This is a genomic window from Carboxylicivirga fragile (genome assembly GCF_050589805.1).
GTDB lineage: Bacteria > Bacteroidota > Bacteroidia > Bacteroidales > Marinilabiliaceae > Carboxylicivirga > Carboxylicivirga fragile.
The window spans coordinates 103,850-129,403 of the sequence record NZ_JBNGOY010000001.1 but is presented as its reverse complement, the minus strand read 5'-3'; the positions used below and the strand labels follow the sequence as shown (position 1 = coordinate 129,403).

Sequence of the window (25,554 nt, the reverse complement as noted above, 5' to 3'; positions counted from 1 at the left end):
GTATGAAATGGATTAAATACATATTCATAGCCTTATTGGTGGTTATTGGAATTACTTATATTTCCATTCGATCAATGATTCTTTCTCCACCTAATGTGGATTATTCGCTGCTTAATAATTACAAAGTAGTGCAACAAGATAGTAATCTTTGGGTATGCGACGATGATTGGCTTCATAAAAACAAGGGAGGTTTATATGAATTATATATATCTGGCGCTCCTTTTGAAATGGGGGTTAAAAACGGTTTATTAACCAAAGAACTGGCACAAGAGCAAGAGCTTCATTTTGTAAATTTTATAAAAACATTAATTCCATCTGAAACTACCCTTAATTATCTGAGGTATTTTATTACCATTTTTAATAAGGATCTGGATGATTTCATCCCATTGGAATACAGACAGGAAATTTATGGTATTTCATTATCAGCCTCGGATGATTTTGATTTTATCGGCGATAAATATCATCGTATGTTAAACTATCATGCGGCACATGATATAGGACATACAATCCAAAATATGAATCTGGTTAATTGTACAGCCTTTAGTGTTCAAAATGAGTATACGAAAGATAGCAGTTTATTCGTTGGTCGTAATTTGGATTTTTCAGCAGGCGATGACTTTGCCAGAAAGAAAATTGTTGTTTTCTGTAAGCCTGATTCCGGATATAAATTTGCCTACATAGCATGGGGCGGAATGATTGGAGTACTTTCCGGTATGAATGAACATGGCTTATCTATTAGTCTGAATTCTGCTAAGTCAGGTATTCCTATGTCGGCTAAATCGCCTGTGTCATTAGTCTCGAGAGCCGTTTTACAGAATGCCAAGAACATCGAAGAGGCCTATGAAATTATTGCCGATCACGAAACCTTTGTTTCCGAATCCTTCTTTGTCAGCTCAGCTTTTGATAATAGAGCTGTAGTAATTGAGAAATCGTTAGATGAGACCGATGTCTATGATTCAGAGTCCTCCAAATTGGTTTTAACCAATCATTTTCAAAGCAAGAAACTTGCAGATAGTAAGCTAAATATAGAAGCTAAAAATGAAGGTTGCTCAGTATATCGCTTAAATCGAACACATGAATTAATAGATCAAAGCAGTAATATCGATCATGAAAAAATGGTTGCCATTTTACGTGATAAAAAGGGCTTAAATAATTCAGATATTGGTTTAAGTAACGAAATGGCAGTTAACCAGCTTATATGCCATCACTCGCTTGTATTTAAACCAAGTGAAAGATTGATGTGGGTATCGCAATTTCCATATCAAGAAAATGATTTTGTTGCGTATGATTTAAATGTTTTGTTCTCAGATACTTTTAATGTGTCAAGGCCCGATTTTATAATAGATAGCCTAAGCGTTAAGTCCTCCAACTTTTACCGTAAGGGTGGTGTTGAGTCCATTTGGGAATACCGTCAACAGTTAGATTCTATAAAAGAACATATGGGGGATGATAATATCGTAGAATTATCGGAGAGTTCGATAACTGATATTTTAATTAAAAACCCTAACTATTATTACGCTTATTACATTATTGCACAACATTATAAAGAATTGAAGGCTTTTAATAAGGCTCGCCAATATTTTAATAAGGCACTAGAATGTGAGTTTCCTCGTCAAGTTGATCGTCGGCAGGTTATAGATGCACTTAAGGAAATGGAAGAGTTGAATTAATGTTTAAATGACTAAAATGCTAATACCAAAAATAGAAACCCAAGCACAAGCAGATATAAAGCTTTATCAGGAAGGAAAACTGAAAGGCTTGCTAAACTATTTACAAGAAAATTCTATTTTTTATCAACGATTCTTCAAAACACATAAGGTAGATATTAGCAAGATAAATACTTTGGATGATTTGGTTCATATTCCTACCACATCGAAGGATGATCTGCAAAAGCACAATATGGATTTTTTATGTGTTAAACCTAAAAAAGTAATCGATTATTTAACTACATCTGGTACAAGTGGAGAGCCAGTTGTGTTTGCGGAAACAGAAAAAGATTTACAGCGCTTAGCTTATAATGAGTACATTTCATTTGCTTGTGCAACGGCAAGGGCTGATGATATTTTCCAGTTGATGGTTACCTTAGATCGCCGATTTATGGCCGGAATGGCCTACTACGAAGGCATCAGGAAACTGGGTGGTGCCATCGTTAGAGTGGGTCCCGGAAATCCAGGTTTGCAATTTGACACCATTGAACGCATAAAGCCCACTGCTTTGGTTACTGTTCCGTCTTTTTTACTAAAGTTGGTTGAGTATGCCGAGAAAAATAATATCGACTACAAGAATAGCTCAATCACAAAAGCTATTTGCATAGGCGAGAGTATTCGCAACGAAGATTTTTCTTTAAATAAATTAGGACAGCGCATTAAAGATAAATGGGACATTCAGTTATTCTCAACCTATGCATCAACAGAAATGGGAACAGCCTTTACCGATTGTCAGTTTGGTAAGGGTGGACATCATCATCCTGAAATGATAATTGTGGAATTTTTGGATGAAAATGAAAAGCCGGTAAAACCGGGCACTCCAGGAGAGGTAACAATTACCACATTAGGAGTTGAAGGAATGCCATTGCTTCGTTTTAAAACTGGTGATATTTGTAATCACCATACTGAAAAATGCGAATGTGGACGAACAACAACCAGATTAGGTCCTGTAATTGGACGTAAAAATCAGATGATAAAATATAAGGGTACAACACTTTATCCTCCTGCCTTATACGATGTGTTAAATGATATTGAAGGGGTGGAAAATTACATTGTTTTAGTGGATAAAAACACGATTGGAACGGATGACATACAGATCAGAATAGGGGCGAATAATATAAGTGAGAAGCTTGAGAAATTGATAAAGGATAGCTTCAGAACAAAATTAAGAGTTGCACCTTCCGTGGCATTTTATGCTCCGTCAGAAATTTCTAAGATGCAATTTCCCGATATGAGCAGGAAGCCAGTAACATTTGTGGATAACAGGGTATAGTATGATTGATTTAGATCGAAAGTTGGTCGAGATGCGACCGTATAATGATATAGAGGTGCAGGAGGCAATGATAAGACTTCTGAAACACAAAGAGTTTGAGCAGATACTTAAATATGTTTTTCCCAATCAGGATATTGATATTTCGTTGGAACAAATGCGAAATGTTAAATCAACCAATGATTTTCAAAGGATATTTAGCAGTAGTGCTGTTGAGGAAATTCTGAATAAAACGGCTTCATGTTTTTCATTTTCCGGTCTGGAGAATCTAAGAAATGATTCTTCTTATTTATTTATATCGAACCATCGCGATATTGTTATGGATAGTGCAATTCTCCAGAATGTACTATTAACAAATGGGCATCGAACAACTCAAATTACTTTTGGTAGTAATTTAATGAGTAATCAGTTTATTATCGACATCGGAAAAATTAACAAGATGTTCACTTTTTATCGTGGAGGATCTCGAAATGACATTTACTACAACGCTTTAGCTCATTCATTATATATTAAAAAGGTTCTCACCGAAGAAGATCAATCAATTTGGATAGCCCAGAGGGATGGGCGAACAAAAAATGGGAATGATAAAACGCAGCTCTCTCTTTTAAAGATGTTAACGATCAAACAAAAAGATCCAATTAAAGCAATCAAACAGTTTAATATTGTCCCTGTGAGTATCTCTTATGAGCTTGAACCTTGCGATATACTTAAAGTTAATGAAAGTATCATTTCTGAAAAAGGCTCGTATGCTAAAAAGAAAGATGAAGATTTTAATAGTGTATTAACTGGTATAACAGGAAAGAAAGGCAAGATACATCTGGCTTTTGGTGAGCCAATCAACTCTTTTATTGATGCCAATGCGGATACATTAACTGCTTGTAATATTCATGAGAATGTGTGTAAGGAAATGGATCGACAAATCTATTTGAATTATAAATTGAATCCCATCAATTATGTATGTTATGACATCATTTCATATATAGATTCGGGCTTGAATGTAACTTATAATGAAACGGATATTAAGGAAACAAGAGCTTTAATCGATAGAAAGGCCAATGAATTATCGGCTATTAATAAGAATATGGCTAAACAAAAGTTATACGAAATGTATGCAGCACCAGTAAGAAATTATCTTAATCAGAAGTAATTCCAATTAAATATTTATGCGCTTGAATATATAATAAAATAGGCAAGCTAATAAAGCTTGCCTATTTCTATTTAAATTAAGTATTTATTACTTTTTCTTTTTCGATAATTCAACAATTTCTGTTTCAATCTTTTTCTCATCAGCATTGTAATCTACTTTAATAATATCTCCTTCCGAAACAGATGCCTGAATGATAACCTCCGCCATTTCATCTTCGAGATACTTCTGTATGGCTCTTTTCAGTGGTCTTGCTCCATACTGAATATCATAACCTTTAGATGCAATAAAGTCTTTAGCTTCATCAGTTAATTCAAGTTTATAGCCAAGTCCCTCAACTCGCTTATAAAGACCTTTTAATTCGATATCAATGATTTTGTGAATATCATCTTTTTCAAGATTATTGAAAATAACAACATCATCAATTCTATTAATGAATTCAGGTGCAAAAGCTTTCTTTAGCGCTTTCTCAATAACCCCTTTTGCATGTTCCTGATCAGAAGCACTACTAGAAGGTGTAAAGCCTACGCCACGACCGAAATCTTTTAATTCGCGTGAACCAATATTCGAAGTCATGATAATAATCGTGTTCTTGAAATCCACTTTTCGTCCCAAACTATCGGTTAATCTTCCTTCATCAAGTACCTGAAGAAGTAAATTAAACACATCGGGGTGAGCTTTTTCAATTTCATCTAAAAGCACCACTGCATAAGGGCGACGGCGTACCTTTTCTGTCAATTGACCACCCTCTTCGTACCCAACATATCCCGGAGGAGCTCCAACCAAACGCGACACCGAGAATTTCTCCATGTATTCACTCATATCAATACGAATAAGCGCGTCAGTTGTATCAAATAAATATTGTGCAAGCACTTTAGCCAAGTGTGTTTTACCAACACCGGTAGGGCCTAAAAATACAAATGAACCAATTGGACGGTTAGGATCTTTCAATCCGGCTCGGTTACGTTGAATTGCTTTAACAATTTTCACAATGGCATCGTCTTGTCCTATAACTTTACCATTTAATTCTTTTCCCATTTTTAATAAGCGGAAGCCTTCAGCCTGTGCAACTCGTTGAACAGGTATACCAGTCATCATTGCAACTACTTCCGAAACTTTTTCAGCATCAACTGTTTCGCGATGTTGTTGAAGTTCTTCTTCCCACTTAGTCTTAGCTTCATCAAGGCTATCAAGAAGATTCTTCTCTTTATCACGGAAACTAGCCGCTAATTCAAAGTTTTGAGCTTTAACAGCTTTTATTTTATTCTCCTTAATCTCATCAATTTCACCTTCAATCTTAACAATTGTTTCGGGAACAACGATATTTGAGATATGTACACGCGAACCAGCTTCATCAAGCGCATCAATTGCTTTATCGGGTAAATGGCGATCAGAAATATAACGCTCTGTTAGTTTGACACAGGCTTCTATAGCATCACCATCGTAATTCACATTGTGATGATCTTCGTATTTAGCTTTAATGTTATTCAGAATCTCAACCGTTTCATCGATAGAGGTAGGTTCCACCATTATTTTTTGGAAACGACGTTCCAAGGCACCATCTTTCTCAATATGTTGGCGGTACTCATCCAAAGTAGTAGCTCCAATACATTGAATTTCGCCACGCGCAAGCGCAGGTTTCAACATATTTGCAGCATCTAAAGAGCCAGTAGCCCCACCAGCTCCAACAATGGTGTGTATTTCATCGATAAATAAAATAATACTAGGGTTACGACTTAGCTCATTTAAAATGGCTTTCATTCGCTCCTCAAATTGCCCTCTGTATTTTGTTCCCGCTACAATTGAAGCTAAATCTAAAGTTACAACTCGTTTATCGAATAAAACTCTTGATACGTTTTTCTCATTAATACGCAAAGCTAATCCTTCTGCTATGGCCGATTTACCTACACCAGGCTCACCAATCAATATCGGATTATTCTTTTTACGACGACTTAATATTTGAGCTAAACGTTCAATTTCTTTCTCACGTCCAACAATTGGATCCAAACGTCCTTCTTCAGCGGCCTTAGTGATATCAATTCCAAAGTTATCAAGCACAGGTGTATCCGAACTTGATTTGGAACTAGATTTGGAACCTTCACCCGAACTACTCGAACCTGAGAATGAGCTTTCCTGATCGTCATCCTCTGGATAATCAGCTTTAGCTATTGGTTGCTGTGCCTCAAGCAGGCTTTTAACGTTTTGGTAATGAATATTTTCTTCTGCCATAATTTCCCATATTACGCTGCTCTTTTCTTTTAGAAGAGCAATTAATAAATGTCCCGTATCAATACGTTCACTCTTTAGTAATTTAGCCTCCAGATGTACTAACTTAAGCACTCTTTCGGTAGACTTTAACAAAGGAAGATTCTCGTTTCGTATTGGTTCGTCACCCTTGAGGTATTTTTCAATGGCTTTTTTAATACGAGGAATATCAGCTTCCAAGTTTTGTAATATACCCATTGCCGTACCTTCTCCTTCACGCAATATCCCCAGCATTAAATGCTCAGGTGATATAAAGTGATTGCCTAAACGTTCCGCCTCTTCTTTACTATACGATATAACGTCTTTAATACGTGGTGAAAAATTTAAATCCATATAATTAGTTGATGAATTTTCGTTTTTTTTAACTAACAAGTCAAATATACATGTTGTTTACAAACATGAAAATAATGAATCTCATTTAATAGTCAAAATTAGCATATTTATATGGATGCTCCTATAGCAATTAATTGTTAATAAATTGGTGTCTTTTTCGCTTTCTCATGTTAGCTAATTTACTTAAATTAGGGCGTTCAAAAAATGGCCTTCAAAAAGCCATTTTTTATTGTAATAGCATATCAAAATAAAATCATAAATGACTGAAGGAGAAAAGATAATAAGAATCAACATTGAAGAGGAGATGAAATCTGCCTACATCGATTACTCGATGTCAGTGATTGTTTCGCGCGCTTTGCCCGACGTGAGAGATGGTATGAAACCCGTTCATCGCAGGGTTTTGTATGGAATGAGCGAATTAGGACTTGCGGCCAATAAAGGTTATAAAAAGTCCGCAAGAATTGTGGGAGAGGTACTTGGTAAGTTTCACCCGCATGGCGATTCATCTGTTTATTTTGCAATGGTACGTATGGCACAGGAATGGTCGTTGCGTTACCCTTTAGTTGATGGACAAGGTAACTTTGGTTCGGTTGATGGCGATAGCCCTGCCGCCATGCGTTATACTGAGGCTCGTTTAAATAAACTAGCCGAAGAAATGTTGATCGATATAGATAAGAATACGGTTGACTTTCAACTCAACTTTGATGATACTATAAAGGAACCAACCGTGTTACCAACACGTATTCCTAACTTATTAGTGAATGGTGCTTCTGGTATTGCTGTGGGTATGGCTACTAATATGCCTCCTCATAACTTAAAAGATACCATCGATGCTACCATAGCCTATATCGAAAATAATGACATTGAAATTGAAGATTTAATTTCAATCGTTAAAGCTCCTGATTTCCCAACAGGAGGTACAATATATGGTTATCAAGGTGTAAAAGATGCTTTTAATACTGGTAAGGGACGTATTGTTATACGTGCTAAATCTGATATTGAAACAGAAAGTAACGGTCGCGAAAAGATCGTTATTACCGAGATACCATACATGGTTAATAAGGCTGAGCTTATTATTAAGATAGCTGACCTTGTTAATGAAAAGAAGTTAGATGGTATTTCAAATATCAATGACGAATCGGATCGTAATGGTATGCGTATCGTTATTGACTTGAAAAGAGATGCAATTGCAAACGTTGTTCTAAATCATTTATTTAAATACTCGGCTTTACAAACGTCTTTTGGAGTTAATAATATCGCCTTAGTTAAGGGACGTCCTCAATTATTGAACCTCAAACAGATGCTTGAGTGTTTTGTAGAGCATCGTCACGATGTGGTTGTTCGCCGTACGCAATACGAATTAGATCAAGCTGAAAAACGTGCCCATATTCTTGAGGGATTAATTATCGCAAGTGATAATATTGATGAAGTAATCAAGATTATTCGTGCTGCACAAACTCCTGATGAAGCTCGCGAGAATTTGATTAATCGATTTGAATTAACTGATATTCAAGCGCGTGCAATTGTTGAGATGCGCCTGCGTCAATTAACAGGACTAGAGCAAGATAAACTAAGAGCTGAGTACGATGAATTGATGAAAGAGATTGCTCATTTGAAAGAGATTCTAGCTAATGTTGAGTTACGCATGAACATCATCAAGGATGAGTTAATTGAAGTACAAGCTAAATATGGCGATGATCGCCGAACTGATATTGTATATAGTTCTGAAGAATTCAACCCTGAAGATTTCTACGCAGATGATGAAATGATTATTACAATTTCGCATTTGGGTTACATGAAACGTACGCCACTAGCTGAGTTTAAAACACAGCATAGAGGAGGAGTTGGTTCAAAAGGTTCTACAACTCGTGAAGAGGATTTTATTGAATATATCTATCCAGCATCGATGCACAATACGATGTTGTTCTTCACTAAAAAAGGTAAGTGTTTCTGGTTAAAAGTATACGAAATACCTGAAGGAACGAAGAACAGTAAGGGTAGGGCTATCCAAAATTTACTTAATATCGATCCTGATGATCAAGTAAAAGCGTTTATCCGAGTTAAGAAATTGAACGATGAGGATTACGTGAATGAGAACTATATCATCATGGGTACTAAGAAGGGTATCGTTAAGAAATCACTTCTTAAGGATTATTCTCGCCCTCGTGTTAATGGAGTTAATGCCATAACAATTAAAGAAAATGATGAGTTGTTGCAAGCTCGTTTAACCAATGGTCAGACAGAAATTTTGATGGCCTCACGTTCTGGTCGTGCTATTCGTTTTAACGAATCTCAGGTTAGATGTATAGGTCGAACAGGTGCCGGGGTACGAGGAATAACGCTGGCTTCAGAGCATGATGAAGTTGTTGGCATGATTTCTGTGAAGGATATAGAGTCAGAAGATGTTTTAGTTGTTTCTGAAAAAGGTTTTGGTAAACGATCAAAAACGGAAGACTACAGAGTTACCAACCGCGGTGGTAAGGGTGTAAAAACCATGAAAATTACTGACAAAACAGGGGAACTTATTACGATTAAGAACGTAACAGATGACAATGATCTGATGATTATCAATCGTTCAGGTATTGCCATTCGCCTATCTGTTAGTGATATGAGGGTTACAGGAAGAGCAACTCAAGGAGTACGTTTAATCAACTTGTCGAAAAAACAAGATGAGATAGCGTCGGTTGCTAAAGTTACATCTGAAGTAGAATTAGAAGAAGAACAACTTACTGAAGGAGCTGAAATTCCTGAAAACGATGTTGATACTGATAATTCAACTGAAACAACAAATGAATAAATTTTAAAGTTAAATTACCATACAGAATAAATCTAAAACTTTTAGTAATGAAAAGAGTCGCGCTATTTGCAATTTTAATGTTAACTGTTTCCGCAGTATTTGCCCAAAAAGGTAAAGTTTCTGCTGCATCTGGTTACTTAGATACAAATGATTTTGAGGCTGCACAGAAAGCGATTGATGTCGCATTGGAACATGAAAAGTCAATTAATTGGCCTAAAACTTACATTGTTGCAGCAAAAGTATATACCGAATTATACAAAAATGGTAAAGATGCTGACGGCATTAAGAAAGCCGTTGATTTTTACAAAAAAGCCATTGAGCTAGATCAAAAAGGTGATCATAAAGGAAAAGGTATTGGCAAATATGAGAAGGAAATCAAATTACAATTAACTTTCTTTAAGCCTGATCTTACTAATTCTGGTATCGAAGGGTTTAATACAGAAGATTTTAATCAAGCATTATTCGCATTTGAAAATGTTCTGTACATTAATTCTTTACCTGTAATGGCAGAAGAAGGTGCAGCTGTTGATACTTCTATTATTTATAACTGTGCTTTAGCAGCCTACAATGCGAAGAATTGGGAAAAAGCTGAAGAGTATTTTAACAAAGCCATAGATTATAAATATGGTGGAGGAGATGCTATATTACTGTTAGATCAAGTATTTGATGAAACTGGTGATTCTGTTAAATTGGCTCAAAACCTACAACGTGGTTTTGAATTATTTCCTGAAGATAGTCGTATTTTAACAAGTCTAATTCAGTTTTATTTAGATAGCAAACAAAACGATGCGGCACTTGATTACTTAAATACGGCTATTGAAAAAGATCCTAGCAATCCATCATTCTATTATGCCCGTGGTGTCTTATTCGAGAGTATTGATAAAGAAGAGGCAATCAGTAATTATGAGAAATGTCTTGAAATAGATGACAACTTTTTTAATTCATTGTATAATATTGGCGTAATTTATTTCAACAAAGGCGTAGAACAACAAGGTATTGCCAATGATAAAACGACTACAAAAGAATACAATGCAGCAATTGAAGTAGCAAACGGCTATTGGGAACAAGCTTTACCATATTTGGAAAAAGCACATTTAGTTCAGCCTGAATCGCAAAGTGTTGGTGAAAAGGTTGCAGTATTAGAAACTTTAAAAGGATTGTATTATCGATTTGAAAATATGGATAAGTACAATGAGGTTAAAGCTAAAATTGAAGCTTTAGGTTCTAACTAAGAATATTAAGAATAAATAGCCAGAATTAGTCTGGCTATTTATTTATACTTAAAAATAACATAATATCAAATATAGGACAAGCATATGGGGATCGTTTATTACCAATGGAATTTAAAAACCTGTAAACCCTCAAGAAATTCAGGCATAACGAAAATAGATAATCATTGCTAAGAATTATATAGTAAGCTCAAACGTTTCCGGAAACAAACTAAAAACTTAAATAACCTTGATTTGTAATCCTAATATCAGCTAATATATAACAAAACCTGAAATTGATAGAAATTTTAACGAGGTATTCTTAAGTTGTAGTAAAGATCAAAAATAATAAGTAAAAGAAACTGCCTTAATTATGATAATAATGATCGAACTTAATACGCACTCATTATTATAAGAACCAGTTTAAATTTAAGAATACAAGATTATTTCAATTAGACTAAGCTTATCTATCTTAGAAATAATTACATAATCCTGAGTTATATTATATTCTGATAATAATAAGAAATTGAAATGATTGCTTTTTTAGAGCCTAGAGAATCATTAATATATCACCTGAGGACGCTTTCTGTTAGATGCCCATGAATTATCTAACTCAAAAAGATTATACTCAGGCCAATCAGTAACTTTACGTAAACCACGTTCCATTACTTTACTTATGTCGTTGGCTAATGCGGGTCCTTTCCAACTTCCTGTATTTACCAATACCACATATGATATTCCATCGTTTTTACGAACCATTAAAGCTGATGTTCCAGCCAGCGTACCAGTGCGATACCAGGCATCTTTCTTAATTCTTCGCCATCCTAACGGACTATAACCCAAACGAATTGGTGTCGACATCGTTTCAATTGACTCTTCATCAAGAACATCGGGATAAGATTCAAAACCGTCAATTGACAACAATAATTTCATTAGATCTGTTGATGATGCAATCCAACCACCAGCAGCACCCAAGGTGTGCATATCATTTCCTCCATAAGTACGAAGTACCTGTTCGCCCGTGCCGGTATAATCATCTACATAAAAAGTTTGTTCAGGCTCGTAATATTTAACCTCCGATTCAACCCTTTCATTTAAATGGCTACCTCCCAATTGCATATCGAAAATACCCAATGGATACAGTACATTTGTTTGAATATACTTTTCGTAATCTAATCCAGATACCTTACTAATAACCTGACCCAGTACCATATAACCCAAATTTGAGTAATAAGAAGATTGTCCAGGAGTAAAATGTAAGCGTTTACTCAGTACAAAGCGTATTATGTCAGATTCATCAACAGGTAAGGATTTCTTTAATGATCGGGCTATAATGGTTGGCATAAACATTTGATCACCCCATCTTGTGGTCCATCCTCCGCTATGTTCAAGTAAATGCCTTACAGTAATATCAGTAACTCGTTTATCAATATAATTTAGGTAGATTGAGTCGTTAAGAATACCAGATTGACCAAATACTTTACTATCGAGTGTCAATTGGCCATCTTCTATCATCTTCATAACGCCAACTGCTGTCACGAGTTTTGAAACACTCGCTACACGAAATAAATGATGTGGCTCAACAAGATGCATGTTTTCCTTATCTGCATAACCAAAGCCTTTAGCATATAATAATTCACCATCTTTAGCTATAGCAACGGATGCACCAGCCAAGTGTTCTCTTCGAATAAAACGATTTACTTGCTTCTCTAAATAGGCAAATTCATCATTCTCAGAAAAGAAATTGGCAACTTTAAAAGAATTAGGTGTGTTTTTAGGTGGTGTAAAATCACTTCCAAATGACTCCGTCATTGGATAAAAAAATGCAAAAGAAGCCCAAATCACCGTCCCCATTATTACTGAAACGGATGTTTTTAGTAATAATCTCATATTTCTTGTACCACTCATTGGGTGCAAAAATAACAGTTTACTTGAACTTCTTGAAATTTTAAGGCCTTAATTTAAGCTAATTACCTACTTAAAAGGTTTAATGCTACATCCTATTGCCTTCGTACTGCTGTATTTTGGCTTTTTTCCTTGTTTAACCGCGTTAATTGCGATCTCCAAATATTTTTCTTCAACCTGTGTTTCATCCTGGGGGCTATCATCTATAGCTCCAATATAGGCCACTTTAAAGCCATTGTTCTCTTGTTTTAACAGGAAGACATGAGGCGTTTTTGTAGCACCATATTTCTTATATACTCCCTTATTATCCAGTAAGTAAGGGAAGTCATATGCTTTTTCAACCATATATGAAAAACCGTCTGTTTTATAGGCAACTGAATCATTTGGATTAATTGCAATTACCGGAAATCCTTTTTGCTCATACTTTTCATTTAAGGCTTTCATACGATCCTCATAATATTTCGCATATGGACAATGGTTACATGTGAAAATAACAACAACACCTTCATATTCAGAATAATCACTTAACGAAACCATCTGCATGTTTGTGTTTAGCAATTTGAAATCAGGCGCAACATCGCCAACTTTTAATTGAGCAAAACTGATTGATGATACCAATAACATTGCGGTGAATAATACTTGCTTAATCATATCTTTCTATTTTAAATTATTAATCATTTTTTGCAATTGATCTATGCTTATTTGTCCCTCATGAAATAGCTGTTTGCTACCGTAGTATAATTTTGTAGCAGGAATGGCACCACTCCAACTTTTATCTATTTTATCAACCCAAGTATTTGGATTCTTTTCATTTAACCACAAAACATCTTCGGTAATATTATGCTTTGATAAGAATAAATCCAGTGACGGATATGCCTGTTTAAAGTCTAGACTAACTAGTAATATTTTAATAATTGTATCATCTGACTTATAAATGGAAGATTCAAATACAGGTAGTTCTTCGACACATGGAGCGCACCAAGTAGCCCAAAAGTTAACAATATAGAGGGTGTCAGACGGACTTTCAATACGTTTGACAAGTTCATCGGCTTTAACAACTGATGGTTGCTGTGCCTTTAAAAACAGCGTATTAACTCCAAAAATTATAACTAGTATTAAAACAAACTTTTTCACTTATTTCTGTTTACCATTAAATAATTCACCTTCAAAAACCTTCCCACTATCAATTATGATAATTAGAAAACGTTTAAAAGTTTTATCTATCTGATATTAAAACAGAAGTGAAATAAAAAGGTTCGCAAAAACTTATTTCTGTTGAAAAATGTACCTATATAATAAAGCTAAACGCACGAATAATAAGATGGCTATTGGAAAAACCATTGGTGGCAATTGCTGTGGAATAATAAACCAAGCTGCTAAGAACAAAAATAGTGTACTAAGACTAAAAATTAAAAGGTACTTTATAAAATTTGTACGGTATCGATTAAGTGGTAAAACTGCTAAGATTAAAAAAGTAGGTAAAGCCCACATAATGTTGAAATTCTCGCCAGTAACGGCATGATGTGAGATAAACATTAAAAATAAAATCAATACACCCACAAGGCCTGTAACGAAAAATATGATACGATTAAAAATCATTAGTGGCTTTTTGCGCAGACGTAACTCATATACTAATATTAAAAGACTTACTAATAGTAAGAGCCAGAAAACCAGAGTTGGAGAAATTGCTTTATTCTGATCTTCATTATTTTCAAACTTAAGAAGTGGCTGCATTTCTTTTACCAAACCTACTTTCTCTTCCCCATTGTGTTTTAAAGCTTTTGAGAAATACAACATAAGGTAATCGGGCAAAAACATTTGATCATGCAGGTAGGCAGGATCATCCGTTTTTAATCCCAATAGAATATCCAAACCTTGCAGAACCCAGGGCATTTTAGCCTCATATTCATGTATATATGATCGAAAAGAACTTACCTTCTCAGTGGTGTCTCTATAACTCACTGTTCCATCAATATTATCCAGAACAATATCCCTGATTCTGGTGGCACAATTATCAAAAAAGAAATCGTAACGATAAAATCTATTTTCGGGTTGCGTATTTAAAACCAGCGCATTAAACAACTTTTGTTTCTCCTCCTGACTTAGGTTTAACTCCTGTTCCCAAACACTTTGTTCGTTATGAAAATAACTTTGCAAAAAACCTTTGAAGCTTCTTACTGACAGGAAATAGTTTAAATTTCCATTGGCGAATTTTAGGTAAAAATTAGGCGTGTTAAAATCAAAAGTTCCATAGTTAAACACTGAGTCAATATTATATAAATCATCTTTAACCCGAATGGCACTATGCCCATAAATTGTATAAACCTCCCCTTTTCCCGGCGAACAGGTCAATAGAGATATCTTTGCTTCCTGCGATAATTGCTTGGCTGCAAATGTATTGGATGAAAAAAATATGATAGATATAAGAAATAGTACGCGCTTCATATTAAAAAAATTTAACGAATATAATTAAAGCTTCGGAATGCACCACGACACAGAAACATTTTGGTTCATGATTTCATTAAAAATTGACCTTTTGTTGAAAAAGAGAAATCATAGAGCTACTTATATTTATGTTTTTATATTTTTGTATGAAGCGATATGAATACAACTAAACGCAGTCAACAATTACAAGATATATTAGTGGATAGGTGGTTATCTGGTGGTTTCAATGAACTAGCTTCCGATATATGCCACTCTCCCACTGATATTCGTATCATGTTCGATTTAAATAACCATCCCGATGCAAAAATTGCCTGGCGTTCGGCTTATATTATCGATATGATTCATGATTTGGACAATGCTTTACTTAAAGAATATATTCCAACAATAATAAAGAAACTACCCAATGAATCAAACCATAGTATAAAGCGGCATTATGCACGTATACTAACTCAATATGACCTGAGTGAATTAGCTGATGGACATTTAATTGATGCCTGTTTTACCTGGCTGCAAAGCGAAGAAATTCCGATAGCTGTAAAAGCGCACTGCATGTTAATTCTGTTCAAGTTATGTAAGGCTTACCCTGATCTGAAACAGGAATTAATTATTGTTCTTGAAAATCTAATTCCATATGGTAGCAAAGGGGTTGTGAATCGTGCGAAGAAACTACTTAAGGACTTATATCAAAACCAATAATAAACAGCTAAGCTTTGAATAAAATAGGTCGTAGGTTTCTATTTTTTTGTTATCTTTTCACTCTTAAATAATTCAGCAAATTTATAAATGCGCTTTAACATTAAAGGAGAATATTTTTATCAAGATCGTACATTAAAGTCTGTCGACTTTTTTAATGGTGAATATGATGACAAGGATATGAGCATTTATGAGGTTTTTCGAATTGAAGACTCCCGTCCTTTATTTATTGAAGATCATTTGTTAAGGCTTGAACATAGCCTAAAAGTAGCAAATAAGGTAAATTGGAAAAAGCATAATCAGTTACTTAATGCTATTAAAACCTTAATTTCAGCGAATACCATTGTAAATGGTAATATAAAGCTGGATTTTCGTTTTTTTAATAATGGTGACAGGCAGTTTCAAGCTCATTTTTTACCAAGTATTTACCCAAATGCGGATCAAATAAATGACGGTATTGTCACTTGCTTCCAAAAAGCGGAACGTCATCACCCTACAGCAAAAATTTATAACCTCGAAGTGCGTGGAAAAGCGAATGCTATTTTGAAAGATGAGCTTATTTATGAAACGCTTCTGGTAAATGAGCAAGATCAAATAACGGAAGGCAGTCGGTCTAATTTATTTTTTATTATAAATGATGAAATAATAACTGCTCCTGAAGAAGTAGTGCTTCCGGGAATAATTCGAAAAAAAGTAATTGAATTAGCTGGTAAATTAAACAAAGATATCGTTTATAAATTGCTAAAAAAAGCTGATATTGATACTGTTGACGCAGCTTTTATAACAGGAACAACACCACGTATATTGCCCATAAAACAATTGGATAATCACCAATTAAAAGTAAATAATCCCCTTGTTAATCTTTTAATTAGTGAGCTTAATAAAGCAATAGATTTGTACAAGAGAAACAAAGAAACTGTTTAAGTAAGGTATATTCCCGCACAAAAACGTCCTGTCTCAGAACTGTGTCGATACGAATAGTATTGGTCGGATTTACATTTGGTACAATCCGAAGAAGTTGTTATTTGCGAGTTTGTTAATCCTAACTTTAGCAACTGTTGTTCAATTCCGGTTTTCAAATTAATGAATGTTTTACCATCCTTACGTAATACCACCTTATCAGAGTTAGGAACTGCCGATTGAATCTGGTCGATTACCTTACCTTTTACTTCATAACAACAAGCTCCGATGGAAGGACCAATAAATACTTTAAGGGATTCAATTTGGCTCCCAAACTCTTTGTGCATCTGTTCAATACCCAAAGGAACAATCGAATTGGCAACACCCCTCCATCCAGCATGGAAAACTCCAGCTGCACCAATGTTTTCATCGTAAATAATAACTGGAACGCAATCGGCAGCTAAAACTATTAGAGCGATATATTTATCTCGGGTAATAAGCCCATCTGTTGCTTTTATTACTGAATAAGAGTCTTCACTTAAATCAGATTCTGAAACTGTTGTAATATTATTACCATGAACCTGACTGGCATACACATATCGGTTCAAAGGTAAGCCACTATGGCGGGCAATAAGCAATCGATTGTATAACACATCATCTACGCAATCACCTACATTCATTCCCATGTTTAATTCTTCATAAGGAGAACGAGAGCTTCCACCATGCTTATCGCTTACAAAGTATCTAACCGATTCATCATCAATCTTCCAGCTATCTTTTGAGTTTTCGCAGAAATTACAATATGCAAACAATAGAATGTAATTTTAAGGGTATATAAAAAATATAACTATAATGTATTAATTAACCGTTTATTCAAACAGAAAAAGGGGGGTTTTGTTCCCTCCTTTTTCTAAATAAGTCATATTCTCTTATTTCTTATAATACTTTAAAGCCTCCGGCATATATGCTTGTAAATCTTTAATTCGCGTATCGTCAGCTGGGTGTGTGCTCATGAATTCAGGTGGTTTTTGTCCACCACCAGCTGCCATACGTTCCCAAAACGGTACTGCTGCTTGTGGATTATAACCAGCCATTGCCATAAAAATGAGTCCCATTTTATCCGCTTCGGTTTCATGTGTTCTTGAATAAGGAAGCATAAATCCATATTGTGATCCTAAGCCGAATGCGGCCATATAAATAGCCTTTGTCTCTTCAGGCTTTTCATCAATGGCAACTGAAAGTGCAGTTCCTCCGGTTTGAACAGCCATCTGGTTACTCATACGCTCGTTACCATGCTTTGCTACCGCATGGGCAATTTCGTGTCCCATTACAACAGCTAAACCAGCTTCATCCTTTGTATATGGCAATATGCCCGTGTAAAATACCACCTTTCCTCCAGGCATACACCACGCGTTTGGTGTTTCATCGTCAACTAAATTAAATTCCCAATCAAAACCTGCTATGTGGTTCGAATAGCCATTGTCAGCCATGTATTTCTCAACAGCAGCAGCTATTTCCTTACCTACTTTTTTTACCATTGCTGTCTGTTCCTTATTGGTCGATAGTTTATTTTCTTTCAAAAACTGATCGTATTGAGAAAAACTCATCGACATAACTTCCGAATCAGACACTAAATTAAGTTGTTTACGCCCAGTAATAGGTACAGTAGCACATGATGTTAGAAGTGTTACTATTAAAACAATGCTTAAAGCTAAAGGCCAATTTTTCATGATTTTTATATTTATTCTGTTTGTTCTTTATCTATAACAAAGTATATCTAAAATTGATATGCCTATGACAAAAATAATGTGTAAAACCCAAAGTAATGCTTAATTTGCGAACAATAATTAAGATATAGAAATGAATAAGCTCTTAAAGAATCATTTACAACTTCACTTTGTCGTTCTTTTATACGGATTTACCGCCATATTGGGTAAACTCATAAGTTTGCCCTCACCTCAGTTAGTTTGGTATCGCATGTTCATAGCAGCTGCTGTATTGGGACTCATTATCTATTATAAAAAACTATCTTTTAATATTGGATGGAAAAACATTCTGCAAATTACGGCTGTTGGTATTGTTGTGGCATTTCATTGGATCACTTTCTTTCACGCAGTTAAAATATCGAACGTATCGGTAACATTGGGCTGCATGGCTTCAACTACCCTTTTTGCCAGTTTCTTGGAACCAATTATTTTTCGTAAAAAAATAAAGTGGCTTGAAGTTTTCATTGGCTTATTGATTATATCTGGTTTATATCTGATATTTCAATTCGAGTTGAGTTATTGGCAAGGTATTATTACAGCATTAATTTCGGCTTTTCTCGCTGGTTTATTCACTGTGCTAAATAAGTTCTTTATTGACAAACATCACCCCGTAACCATTAGTTTCTATGAAATGTTAAGTGGATTTGGAGCCATTACTATCTTCTTAGCTTTCTCAGGCACATTTGATGGTAATCTACTCATGCCAACCAATATGGATATTGTATATGTGTTAATTTTGGGTCTGGTCTGCACGGCATATGCCTTTGTTGTTGCTGTTGATGTCATGAAAGTACTTTCAGCTTATACAGTGGTATTAGCTATTAATATGGAGCCTATCTACGGGATTCTGCTTGCTTGGGTTATTTTTGGTCAAAGTGAACTAATGTCGGCTGGATTTTACATTGGTACGGCCGTTATTCTGTTAGCTGTATTTTTACATCCCTTATTAACACATTCAAAAACAAAATCTAAGGAATGATTTTATTTATGTAATCTTTTATGTGTGGTAGTACATTTACGAGTCTTTTTTCAGCATTATTCAGTAGATCATGAGTGGTGTTGTTCGTACCAATGGTTGAGAATACCACGTCAAAATAAGCTGGTTTGCATTTGACAATGCCTCCTATTCCAATAACCTTTTTATTCCTTTTATAAGCCAATTTAGCTAGCTTGCCAGGTCCTTTACCCATTATTGTTTGTTCATCAATACAACCTTCCCCAGTGATTAAGACATCGCACCATTCAATATTATTTTGATAGTGCATGAGCTCATTAAAATAAGAAAAACCAGTCTTTATTTTGGTATCAGCCAGGGCAACAATAGGCAAGCCAATTGCACCTGCAGCTCCCAATCCTTCATGCTCAGACAACTTTATGCCACTAGAAGAAGTCAGATGATTAATCCATTTGATCATTTGTGATTCAAGTAATTCAATAGCTACCTTATTAGCACCTTTCTGTGGTCCAAATACCCTAACTGCCCCATTGTTTCCTGTAGGTGTATTTTTTACATCACAGATCAATTGAAATTGAACATGCCTTAAAAGGGATGTCACATTATTTAGGTCAAAGACAGAAAAGTCAAGAAGTTGATTAGTATTCGAGAAAGGAATTTCAGACAAAGCAGATAATATTCCCGTACCGCCGTCAACAGTGGCACTACCACCTAAAAAAAGGTGAATCTCTGTACAGCCATTCTTAATGGCGTGTAAAATTTGCTGTCCGGTTCCATAACTATTAAGTTTTAAAGGATCCTTCTCCGATTTGGACAATAGGCTAATACCAGTTGCAACAGCAACCTCAATATAAGCTATCCTTTCATTACGTAGGTAAGAAGCCTGTATAATATTTCCAACTGGATTATAAGCCGGAACATGTATTTCTTCAACTTTGCTAGTTACTTGCTTAATTATTGACAGAGAGCCTTCTCCTCCATCTGCAAGCTCCTTCGTAATGAATGAGTAATCTCCTTCTGTAGATAATTCCTGATAGATAATATCGTTTACTTGCTTTGAACTAAGCGTTCCCTTATAAGAATCGCAACAAATAAAAACATTTTTCATTGAGATTCAGTTTAAAAGTTAGGTATATCGCAAACTATATAATACGGCCAATTTTTACCAGTAACATAAAGCAGATTTGCTTTTTTGTTAAAAGCGATCCCGTTAAATGAACCAAAGCTATCCAAAGCATGCTCTTCTATTAAATCAGAGAAATCCAATATCCTTAATACCCTTCCTGTATCAATATCGATGATTAAGATATCCGGTTGACCCAATTTATTGGCCCAAATCTGATTATTTATAAACTCCATTTCATTGATGTAACGAACTTCCCCGACCTTATCAATAACAGTTACTTGTTTAATTAATTTTAAATCTCGTGGAGAAATAAAACGCAAATTTGAAGTGCCATCCGAACAAATCAAAACAGAATCTGTATTTGTTAGACCCCACCCCTCGTGCCTGTATCGATGTCCGCTTATAAACCCAAGCTCTTTTGTGAAACGAAAGAGTTTACCCTCTTTCCATGTTAGCATGTTTAATTCATTATCAAACAAACAAAGCCCTTCGGCAAAATACATCGAATCTAAGCTGCTTTGCTGTATTATTTTTCCATTGGAAGCATTTATTTTATTTATAGTAGAATGTCCGTATAATCCAGCCGATTCGAATAAATAACCACTATCATAAACGAGCCCTTGGGTAAAAAGGCTCGTATCATGATCTATCAAGGTATATTCACTTATCTTGAGAATTTCAGGCGCTATATCAGATATGATTTGAAACGATCGTTCAATACGTTTGGTTTTACCGTTCGATAAATAAAAAACTAAATCTATTTGGTTCAAGCCTCCTTGAAGACCGCTCAAATTGTAATAGTATGACTGGGCATCCACAGTAATGTACCGCTTTGTTGACGCCTCATAAACCGAATCAATTATTACCTTATCTTTTTTCAATTTAAAAGCAATAGAATCACCATATTCAAATACTAAAACTCCATTAGTATCTGCCGTATGATTCTTTATTTGTATGCCGCATGCACAAAATATAACAACAAGAACTAGTAAGCATATGTATTTTAATTCCTTCATTACATGTTAGGACGACATTCTAATAATTGTTTTAAACCTTTTTCAATCGTTGCACGTGGACTAGCTACATTTAAACGCATATAACCTTCTCCTTCTGCACCAAATGAACTACCATCATTCAAACCTACCTTCGCTTGTGAGTAAATCAATTTCTTAAGATCTTTTTGTGATAATCCCCATGCCTTGAAATTCAACCATGTCAAATATGTCGCTTCAGGCTTATGGAATGTGATTTCAGGCATATTTGCCCTAAGAAATTCATCCATAAATGTAATATTACCTTCAATATAACGAACCAGCTCTTTTAACCATGGTCGTCCTAAATTATAAGCCGAAGTAAGAGCAATACTGCTCATTACATGACCAAGGTTTAATTGAAGTCTAACTTGTGTTTTTCTATAGGCAGATAACAAAACAGGGTTTGAAGCAATAACATATGAAGTATTAAACCCTGCGATATTGAAAGTTTTAGAAGGTGCCATATAGCTTATGCAATTTGCTGCAGCTTCATCATTTAAAGATGCAAACGCAATGTGTTGTTTATCCCATAAAATTAAATCAGAATGTATTTCATCAGCCAATACAATGACCTTGTGTTTTAGGCAGATGTCATTAATTCTTTCTAACTCATTTCTAGACCAAGCTCTTCCAACCGGGTTATGCGGATTGCATAAAATAAAAAGCTTGGTTGTTTCTAAGGCAGCTTTCTTTTCAAAATCGTCGAAATCAAAAGTAAACCGCCCATTCTCTTCTATTAAGGAGCTCTTTAGAAGTACTCGATTATTATCTTTCACTACAGAGTGAAAAGGAGGATAAACTGGCGTATTTATAATAATGCCATCTCCCTCGTTGCTTAAGGCAATTATTGAAAAAGCTAAGGCTGGACAAACACCTGGAGAATATTCAATCCAGTTGGCCTGAATTTCCCAATTATGTTTATATGCACACCAATCAACAATGGAATTAGCAAATTCATCTTTTCGAATGGTATAGCCATATATTTGGTGAGCAGCACGTTTTTGTATTTCGGATTGCACCTCCGGCGGAGCAGCGAAATCCATATCAGCCACCCATAGCGGTACAACATCAGCTTCACCAAAATTTTTCTCTCTTAAATCGAGCTTATAGGTATTAGTTCCAGTGCGATCAATTATTTTATTAAAATCGTACATTGTGGTCTTTTATTATGGTTATGGTATAAAAAAAAGGGCATAAGCCCTTTTTCAAAAATAAATATTTTTAAGGAATTAACCTTCTATAGTAACATCAACTTTTTCAATTGCTTCGTTTCCACTTTTATCTTTAAAATCAAAAGTTAAGGTATAACTTCCACCTTTACATTCAGTTTCTATATTCTCATTAAACAATTGAGAAATTTCTACTTTTTTTGATTTTTCTCCATTGAAAGTTACTACATGTTCGCCAGGATCACTTCCGTTGGTTGCTTTTTTCCATGGATCTGTAATACCCTTTAATCCAGCACTTGGTGTTGCTTCATTATATGTAATTGTAATTTTACATTCTGCTAATCCATCATTGTCAGCAAAAGTGGCATCAATATCTAATGCAGCACCTTTTGTATAAGAAGTCGAACCACTAGCATTTGGCTTTGTAAATGTAACAGTTGGTTTTTCAGTATCAGGAGGCGTTGGAGCAGGATCATCACTACCACCACAACTAACAGTTAAGCCTAATAAAATAATGGCTATTGGGAAAATAATTTTAAAAAACTTATTCATTCTTTTGGTTTTAGTAACTTTTGATAAAAAGTTAGGTTTCTCATTGATTTGCTACAAATATATATTTTTAAACGAATCAAAAAGAATATTAGTGATGTGAATATTGATTATAAACATCACTTATTCCTTTTTCGAGAGTAATGCTTGCTTTCCAACCTAATTTGGACAGTTTAGAAACATCCATCAATTTACGCATGGTACCATCTGGTTTTGATGAATCCCATTTAAGGTTACCATTAAACCCAACAATTTTCTTAATCGTTTGAGCCAGTTCTTCAATGGTAAGATCTTCACCACACCCAATATTAATGTGTGTATTCCTGACTTCGTCTAATTCTTTTGAAACATCGTCAAAGTCAATTTGATCAATAATGTATAAGCAAGCGGCTGCCATGTCGTCGGCATGTAAAAACTCTCGTTTAGGTAAACCTGAACCCCATAACTCTATGTTTACAACATTATCAACCAGTGAAATACCATATTTATTCAAGATTTCAACAATAAGTTCTTTAGTTGAATCTCCATCAACGTTTTCAACTGGTCGAAGCGAAAAATCTTTTCTAATACCATCCCAATCACCTGTCATTAGTAATTTACCAAGATGCATTTTTCGAATCAATGCTGGTAAAACATGACTCGTTTCAAGGTTGTAATTATCATTAGGCCCATACAGATTAGTAGGCATAACAGATATGAAATTAGTACCGTACTGTAGGTTATAGGACTCACACATTTTTATACCTGCAATTTTTGCAATGGCATAAGGTTCGTTGGTGAATTCCAATTCTTCGCTTAATAAATAGTTTTCCTTTAATGGTTGGGGTGCATTTTTAGGGTAAATACATGAGCTGCCCAGAAACAATAACTTCTTCACCCCTACCTTGTAGGCAGCATGAATGACATTATTCTGAATTTGTAAGTTTTCGTAAATAAAATCTGCACGATAAGTATTATTAGCCATTATACCACCTACTTTGGCTGCGGCTAATATTACATATTCAGGCTTTTCTGTTTCAAAGAAGTCAGTAACAGTATTATGGTTTAATAAATCAAGCTCTTTTCTAGTACGAAAAAGCAAATTCGTAAAACCTAGTTTACTTAAATTTCTAACAATAGCAGAGCCGACCAATCCTGCGTGGCCGGCTACATATATTTTACTCCCTTTGTGCATTATTCGAAATAATTAAGTGTTTCGTAACCACCTTCTTTCAAATATCGATCTTTCTTCATCAATTTAACGTCCGACTGCATCATGTCCTTCACTAAACCTTCCAAGTCGTATTCAGGTTCCCAACCTAATTTTGTTTTCGATTTTGTTGGGTCGCCAATCAATAATTCAACTTCGGTTGGACGGTAATAACGTGGATCTACTTTAACAACTTCAGTACCAATTTCTACTTGGTAATCAGGATTGTTACAAGCTTTAATTCTACCTACTTCTTGCTCAGCTGTTCCTGAAAACTCAATTTCGATACCAACTTCAGCAAATGACATTTTAACAAAATCACGAACTGTAGTTGTTACACCTGTTGCAATTACGTAATCCTCAGCCTTTTCTTGCTGAAGAATTAACCACATTGCCTTTATATAATCTTTGGCATGTCCCCAATCGCGCTTAGCATCCATATTCCCTAAGAATAGACAATCTTGCATGCCTAAACCGATTTTTGCTACTGCACGTGTAATCTTTCTTGTTACAAATGTTTCACCTCTAAGTGGGCTTTCGTGATTAAATAAAATACCATTACAAGCAAAAATGTCATAAGCTTCACGATAATTTACCGTAATCCAATAGGCATACATTTTAGCAACTGCATATGGTGAGCGTGGATAGAAAGGTGTCTTCTCACTTTGAGGAACCTCCTGAACTAATCCATATAATTCACTTGTAGACGCTTGATATAACTTTGTTTTCTTAGTCATGTTTAGCAGGCGAATAGCCTCCAACATACGTAAAGTACCAATACCATCGGCATTAGCTGTATATTCAGGTGTATCAAAACTAACACCAACGTGCGACATTGCCGCAAGGTTATAAATCTCGTCTGGTTGAGTTTCCTGGATAATTCGTATTAAATTGGTTGAGTCAGTTAGATCACCGTAATGTAATGTGAAATTTCGATTCTCAACATGAGGATCTTGGTATAAGTGGTCGATACGATCTGTATTAAACAAACTTGAACGGCGTTTAATACCATGAACGATATAACCTTTTTTCAATAAAAATTCAGACAAGTATGCTCCATCTTGTCCAGTAACTCCGGTGATTAATGCAACTTTTGACAT

General features: G+C 35.1%; 21 protein-coding genes. 8 read left to right on the top strand and 13 right to left on the bottom strand.

The genetic code is table 11. The features are described 5' to 3' along the window. Nucleotides 1–2 precede the first annotated feature (2 nt). The 3 genes from ACRD7B_RS00590 to ACRD7B_RS00580 are packed head-to-tail and all read left to right on the top strand — an operon-like array spanning nucleotide 3 to nucleotide 4,123. Entirely contained in the window at nucleotides 3–1,670 is a 1,668-nt protein-coding gene (locus ACRD7B_RS00590; RefSeq protein WP_430822490.1) for a C45 family autoproteolytic acyltransferase/hydrolase, read from the top strand. Between the two features lie 16 nt (nucleotides 1,671–1,686). After that, nucleotides 1,687–2,979, top strand: a complete 1,293-nt coding sequence (flxY, locus tag ACRD7B_RS00585; RefSeq protein WP_430822489.1) for a flexirubin biosynthesis putative acyl-CoA ligase FlxY — start codon at nucleotides 1,687–1,689, stop codon at nucleotides 2,977–2,979. A gap of 1 nt (nucleotide 2,980) precedes the next feature. Then, nucleotides 2,981–4,123 carry a 1-acyl-sn-glycerol-3-phosphate acyltransferase gene (locus ACRD7B_RS00580; RefSeq protein WP_430822488.1) on the top strand — a complete coding sequence of 381 codons (1,143 nt, stop codon included), beginning with the start codon at nucleotides 2,981–2,983 and terminating at the stop codon, nucleotides 4,121–4,123. A gap of 87 nt (nucleotides 4,124–4,210) precedes the next feature. On the opposite strand, the gene ACRD7B_RS00575 is transcribed toward ACRD7B_RS00580, so the two are convergent. Next, nucleotides 4,211–6,718, bottom strand: coding sequence for an ATP-dependent Clp protease ATP-binding subunit (locus ACRD7B_RS00575; RefSeq protein WP_430822487.1), 2,508 nt, complete (start codon nucleotides 6,716–6,718; stop codon nucleotides 4,211–4,213). Nucleotides 6,719–6,977: 259 nt separating this feature from the next. Here ACRD7B_RS00575 and gyrA point away from each other — a divergent pair, with 259 nt between their 5' ends. After that, nucleotides 6,978–9,515, top strand: a complete 2,538-nt coding sequence (gene gyrA, locus ACRD7B_RS00570) for a DNA gyrase subunit A (protein WP_430822486.1) — start codon at nucleotides 6,978–6,980, stop codon at nucleotides 9,513–9,515. Between the two features lie 47 nt (nucleotides 9,516–9,562). Continuing rightward, the gene (locus ACRD7B_RS00565) at nucleotides 9,563–10,747 is read left to right on the top strand and encodes a tetratricopeptide repeat protein (protein WP_430822485.1); all 1,185 of its coding nucleotides are present in this window, start codon (nucleotides 9,563–9,565) and stop codon (nucleotides 10,745–10,747) included. A 537-nt stretch (nucleotides 10,748–11,284) separates the two neighbouring features. Here ACRD7B_RS00565 and ACRD7B_RS00560 read toward each other — a convergent pair. The 4 genes from ACRD7B_RS00560 to ACRD7B_RS00545 form a co-directional block, all read right to left on the bottom strand. Continuing rightward, nucleotides 11,285–12,613 carry a serine hydrolase domain-containing protein gene (locus tag ACRD7B_RS00560; protein ID WP_430822484.1) on the bottom strand — a complete coding sequence of 443 codons (1,329 nt, stop codon included), beginning with the start codon at nucleotides 12,611–12,613 and terminating at the stop codon, nucleotides 11,285–11,287. Between the two features lie 84 nt (nucleotides 12,614–12,697). Continuing rightward, nucleotides 12,698–13,279, bottom strand: coding sequence for a thioredoxin family protein (locus tag ACRD7B_RS00555; protein ID WP_430822483.1), 582 nt, complete (start codon nucleotides 13,277–13,279; stop codon nucleotides 12,698–12,700). 6 nt (nucleotides 13,280–13,285) lie between these two features. Further along, a complete protein-coding gene (locus ACRD7B_RS00550) occupies nucleotides 13,286–13,762 on the bottom strand; it encodes a thioredoxin domain-containing protein (protein ID WP_430822482.1) in 477 nt (158 codons plus the stop codon). 132 nt (nucleotides 13,763–13,894) lie between these two features. After that, nucleotides 13,895–15,073 carry a lipoprotein N-acyltransferase Lnb domain-containing protein gene (locus ACRD7B_RS00545; RefSeq protein ID WP_430822481.1) on the bottom strand — a complete coding sequence of 393 codons (1,179 nt, stop codon included), beginning with the start codon at nucleotides 15,071–15,073 and terminating at the stop codon, nucleotides 13,895–13,897. 156 nt (nucleotides 15,074–15,229) lie between these two features. On the opposite strand from ACRD7B_RS00545, the gene ACRD7B_RS00540 reads away from it, so the two are divergent. Together ACRD7B_RS00540 and ACRD7B_RS00535 are read left to right on the top strand one after the other, a co-directional pair. Then, on the top strand, nucleotides 15,230–15,769 hold the full coding sequence (locus tag ACRD7B_RS00540; RefSeq protein ID WP_430822480.1) for a hypothetical protein: 540 nt from the start codon (nucleotides 15,230–15,232) through the stop codon (nucleotides 15,767–15,769). Nucleotides 15,770–15,856: 87 nt separating this feature from the next. After that, nucleotides 15,857–16,690 carry an aminotransferase class IV gene (locus ACRD7B_RS00535; RefSeq protein ID WP_430822479.1) on the top strand — a complete coding sequence of 278 codons (834 nt, stop codon included), beginning with the start codon at nucleotides 15,857–15,859 and terminating at the stop codon, nucleotides 16,688–16,690. On the opposite strand, the gene pgeF is transcribed toward ACRD7B_RS00535, so the two are convergent. After that, nucleotides 16,687–17,478, bottom strand: a complete 792-nt coding sequence (pgeF, locus tag ACRD7B_RS00530) for a peptidoglycan editing factor PgeF (protein WP_430822478.1) — start codon at nucleotides 17,476–17,478, stop codon at nucleotides 16,687–16,689. The two genes, ACRD7B_RS00535 and pgeF, sit on opposite strands and share 4 nt — an antisense overlap. Nucleotides 17,479–17,595: 117 nt before the next feature. Next, nucleotides 17,596–18,396, bottom strand: a complete 801-nt coding sequence (locus tag ACRD7B_RS00525; protein ID WP_430822477.1) for a M48 family metallopeptidase — start codon at nucleotides 18,394–18,396, stop codon at nucleotides 17,596–17,598. Nucleotides 18,397–18,526: 130 nt separating this feature from the next. Here ACRD7B_RS00525 and ACRD7B_RS00520 point away from each other — a divergent pair, with 130 nt between their 5' ends. Then, nucleotides 18,527–19,411, top strand: coding sequence for a DMT family transporter (locus ACRD7B_RS00520; RefSeq protein WP_430822476.1), 885 nt, complete (start codon nucleotides 18,527–18,529; stop codon nucleotides 19,409–19,411). Here the strand turns inward: ACRD7B_RS00520 and ACRD7B_RS00515 are convergent. The 6 genes from ACRD7B_RS00515 to gmd all read right to left on the bottom strand — a co-directional run bounded on the left by ACRD7B_RS00515 (nucleotide 19,401) and on the right by gmd (nucleotide 25,554). Beyond that, nucleotides 19,401–20,495: a glycerate kinase gene (locus ACRD7B_RS00515; RefSeq protein WP_430822475.1), complete on the bottom strand. Its 1,095-nt coding sequence runs from the start codon at nucleotides 20,493–20,495 to the stop codon at nucleotides 19,401–19,403. The genes ACRD7B_RS00520 and ACRD7B_RS00515 overlap by 11 nt on opposite strands. Nucleotides 20,496–20,506: 11 nt before the next feature. Further along, entirely contained in the window at nucleotides 20,507–21,529 is a 1,023-nt protein-coding gene (locus ACRD7B_RS00510) for a glutaminyl-peptide cyclotransferase (RefSeq protein ID WP_430822474.1), read from the bottom strand. Then, nucleotides 21,529–22,701 (bottom strand): MalY/PatB family protein, encoded by a 1,173-nt coding sequence (locus ACRD7B_RS00505; protein ID WP_430822473.1) that lies wholly within the window; start codon nucleotides 22,699–22,701, stop codon nucleotides 21,529–21,531. Before ACRD7B_RS00505 ends, ACRD7B_RS00510 begins: the two co-directional genes overlap by 1 nt. 75 nt (nucleotides 22,702–22,776) lie before the next feature. Further along, a complete protein-coding gene (locus ACRD7B_RS00500; protein ID WP_430822472.1) occupies nucleotides 22,777–23,268 on the bottom strand; it encodes a DUF4625 domain-containing protein in 492 nt (163 codons plus the stop codon). A gap of 88 nt (nucleotides 23,269–23,356) precedes the next feature. Next, complete coding sequence (locus ACRD7B_RS00495; RefSeq protein ID WP_430822471.1) at nucleotides 23,357–24,439, bottom strand: GDP-L-fucose synthase family protein; 1,083 nt, start codon at nucleotides 24,437–24,439, stop codon at nucleotides 23,357–23,359. Further along, entirely contained in the window at nucleotides 24,439–25,554 is a 1,116-nt protein-coding gene (gmd, locus tag ACRD7B_RS00490; protein ID WP_430822470.1) for a GDP-mannose 4,6-dehydratase, read from the bottom strand. The genes ACRD7B_RS00495 and gmd overlap by 1 nt, the downstream gene beginning before the upstream one ends.

Coding starts and splice junctions, on each gene's coding strand:
- ACRD7B_RS00590 (WP_430822490.1), top strand. CDS start 3: ATGAAATGGATTAAATACATATTCATAGCCTTATTGGTGGTTATTGGA.
- flxY (WP_430822489.1), top strand. CDS start 1,687: ATGCTAATACCAAAAATAGAAACCCAAGCACAAGCAGATATAAAGCTT.
- ACRD7B_RS00580 (WP_430822488.1), top strand. CDS start 2,981: ATGATTGATTTAGATCGAAAGTTGGTCGAGATGCGACCGTATAATGAT.
- ACRD7B_RS00575 (WP_430822487.1), bottom strand. CDS start 6,718: ATGGATTTAAATTTTTCACCACGTATTAAAGACGTTATATCGTATAGT.
- gyrA (WP_430822486.1), top strand. CDS start 6,978: ATGACTGAAGGAGAAAAGATAATAAGAATCAACATTGAAGAGGAGATG.
- ACRD7B_RS00565 (WP_430822485.1), top strand. CDS start 9,563: ATGAAAAGAGTCGCGCTATTTGCAATTTTAATGTTAACTGTTTCCGCA.
- ACRD7B_RS00560 (WP_430822484.1), bottom strand. CDS start 12,613: ATGAGATTATTACTAAAAACATCCGTTTCAGTAATAATGGGGACGGTG.
- ACRD7B_RS00555 (WP_430822483.1), bottom strand. CDS start 13,279: ATGATTAAGCAAGTATTATTCACCGCAATGTTATTGGTATCATCAATC.
- ACRD7B_RS00545 (WP_430822481.1), bottom strand. CDS start 15,073: ATGAAGCGCGTACTATTTCTTATATCTATCATATTTTTTTCATCCAAT.
- ACRD7B_RS00540 (WP_430822480.1), top strand. CDS start 15,230: ATGAATACAACTAAACGCAGTCAACAATTACAAGATATATTAGTGGAT.
- ACRD7B_RS00535 (WP_430822479.1), top strand. CDS start 15,857: ATGCGCTTTAACATTAAAGGAGAATATTTTTATCAAGATCGTACATTA.
- ACRD7B_RS00525 (WP_430822477.1), bottom strand. CDS start 18,396: ATGAAAAATTGGCCTTTAGCTTTAAGCATTGTTTTAATAGTAACACTT.
- ACRD7B_RS00520 (WP_430822476.1), top strand. CDS start 18,527: ATGAATAAGCTCTTAAAGAATCATTTACAACTTCACTTTGTCGTTCTT.
- ACRD7B_RS00515 (WP_430822475.1), bottom strand. CDS start 20,495: ATGAAAAATGTTTTTATTTGTTGCGATTCTTATAAGGGAACGCTTAGT.
- ACRD7B_RS00510 (WP_430822474.1), bottom strand. CDS start 21,529: ATGAAGGAATTAAAATACATATGCTTACTAGTTCTTGTTGTTATATTT.
- ACRD7B_RS00505 (WP_430822473.1), bottom strand. CDS start 22,701: ATGTACGATTTTAATAAAATAATTGATCGCACTGGAACTAATACCTAT.
- ACRD7B_RS00500 (WP_430822472.1), bottom strand. CDS start 23,268: ATGAATAAGTTTTTTAAAATTATTTTCCCAATAGCCATTATTTTATTA.
- ACRD7B_RS00495 (WP_430822471.1), bottom strand. CDS start 24,439: ATGCACAAAGGGAGTAAAATATATGTAGCCGGCCACGCAGGATTGGTC.
- gmd (WP_430822470.1), bottom strand. CDS start 25,554: ATGTCAAAAGTTGCATTAATCACCGGAGTTACTGGACAAGATGGAGCA.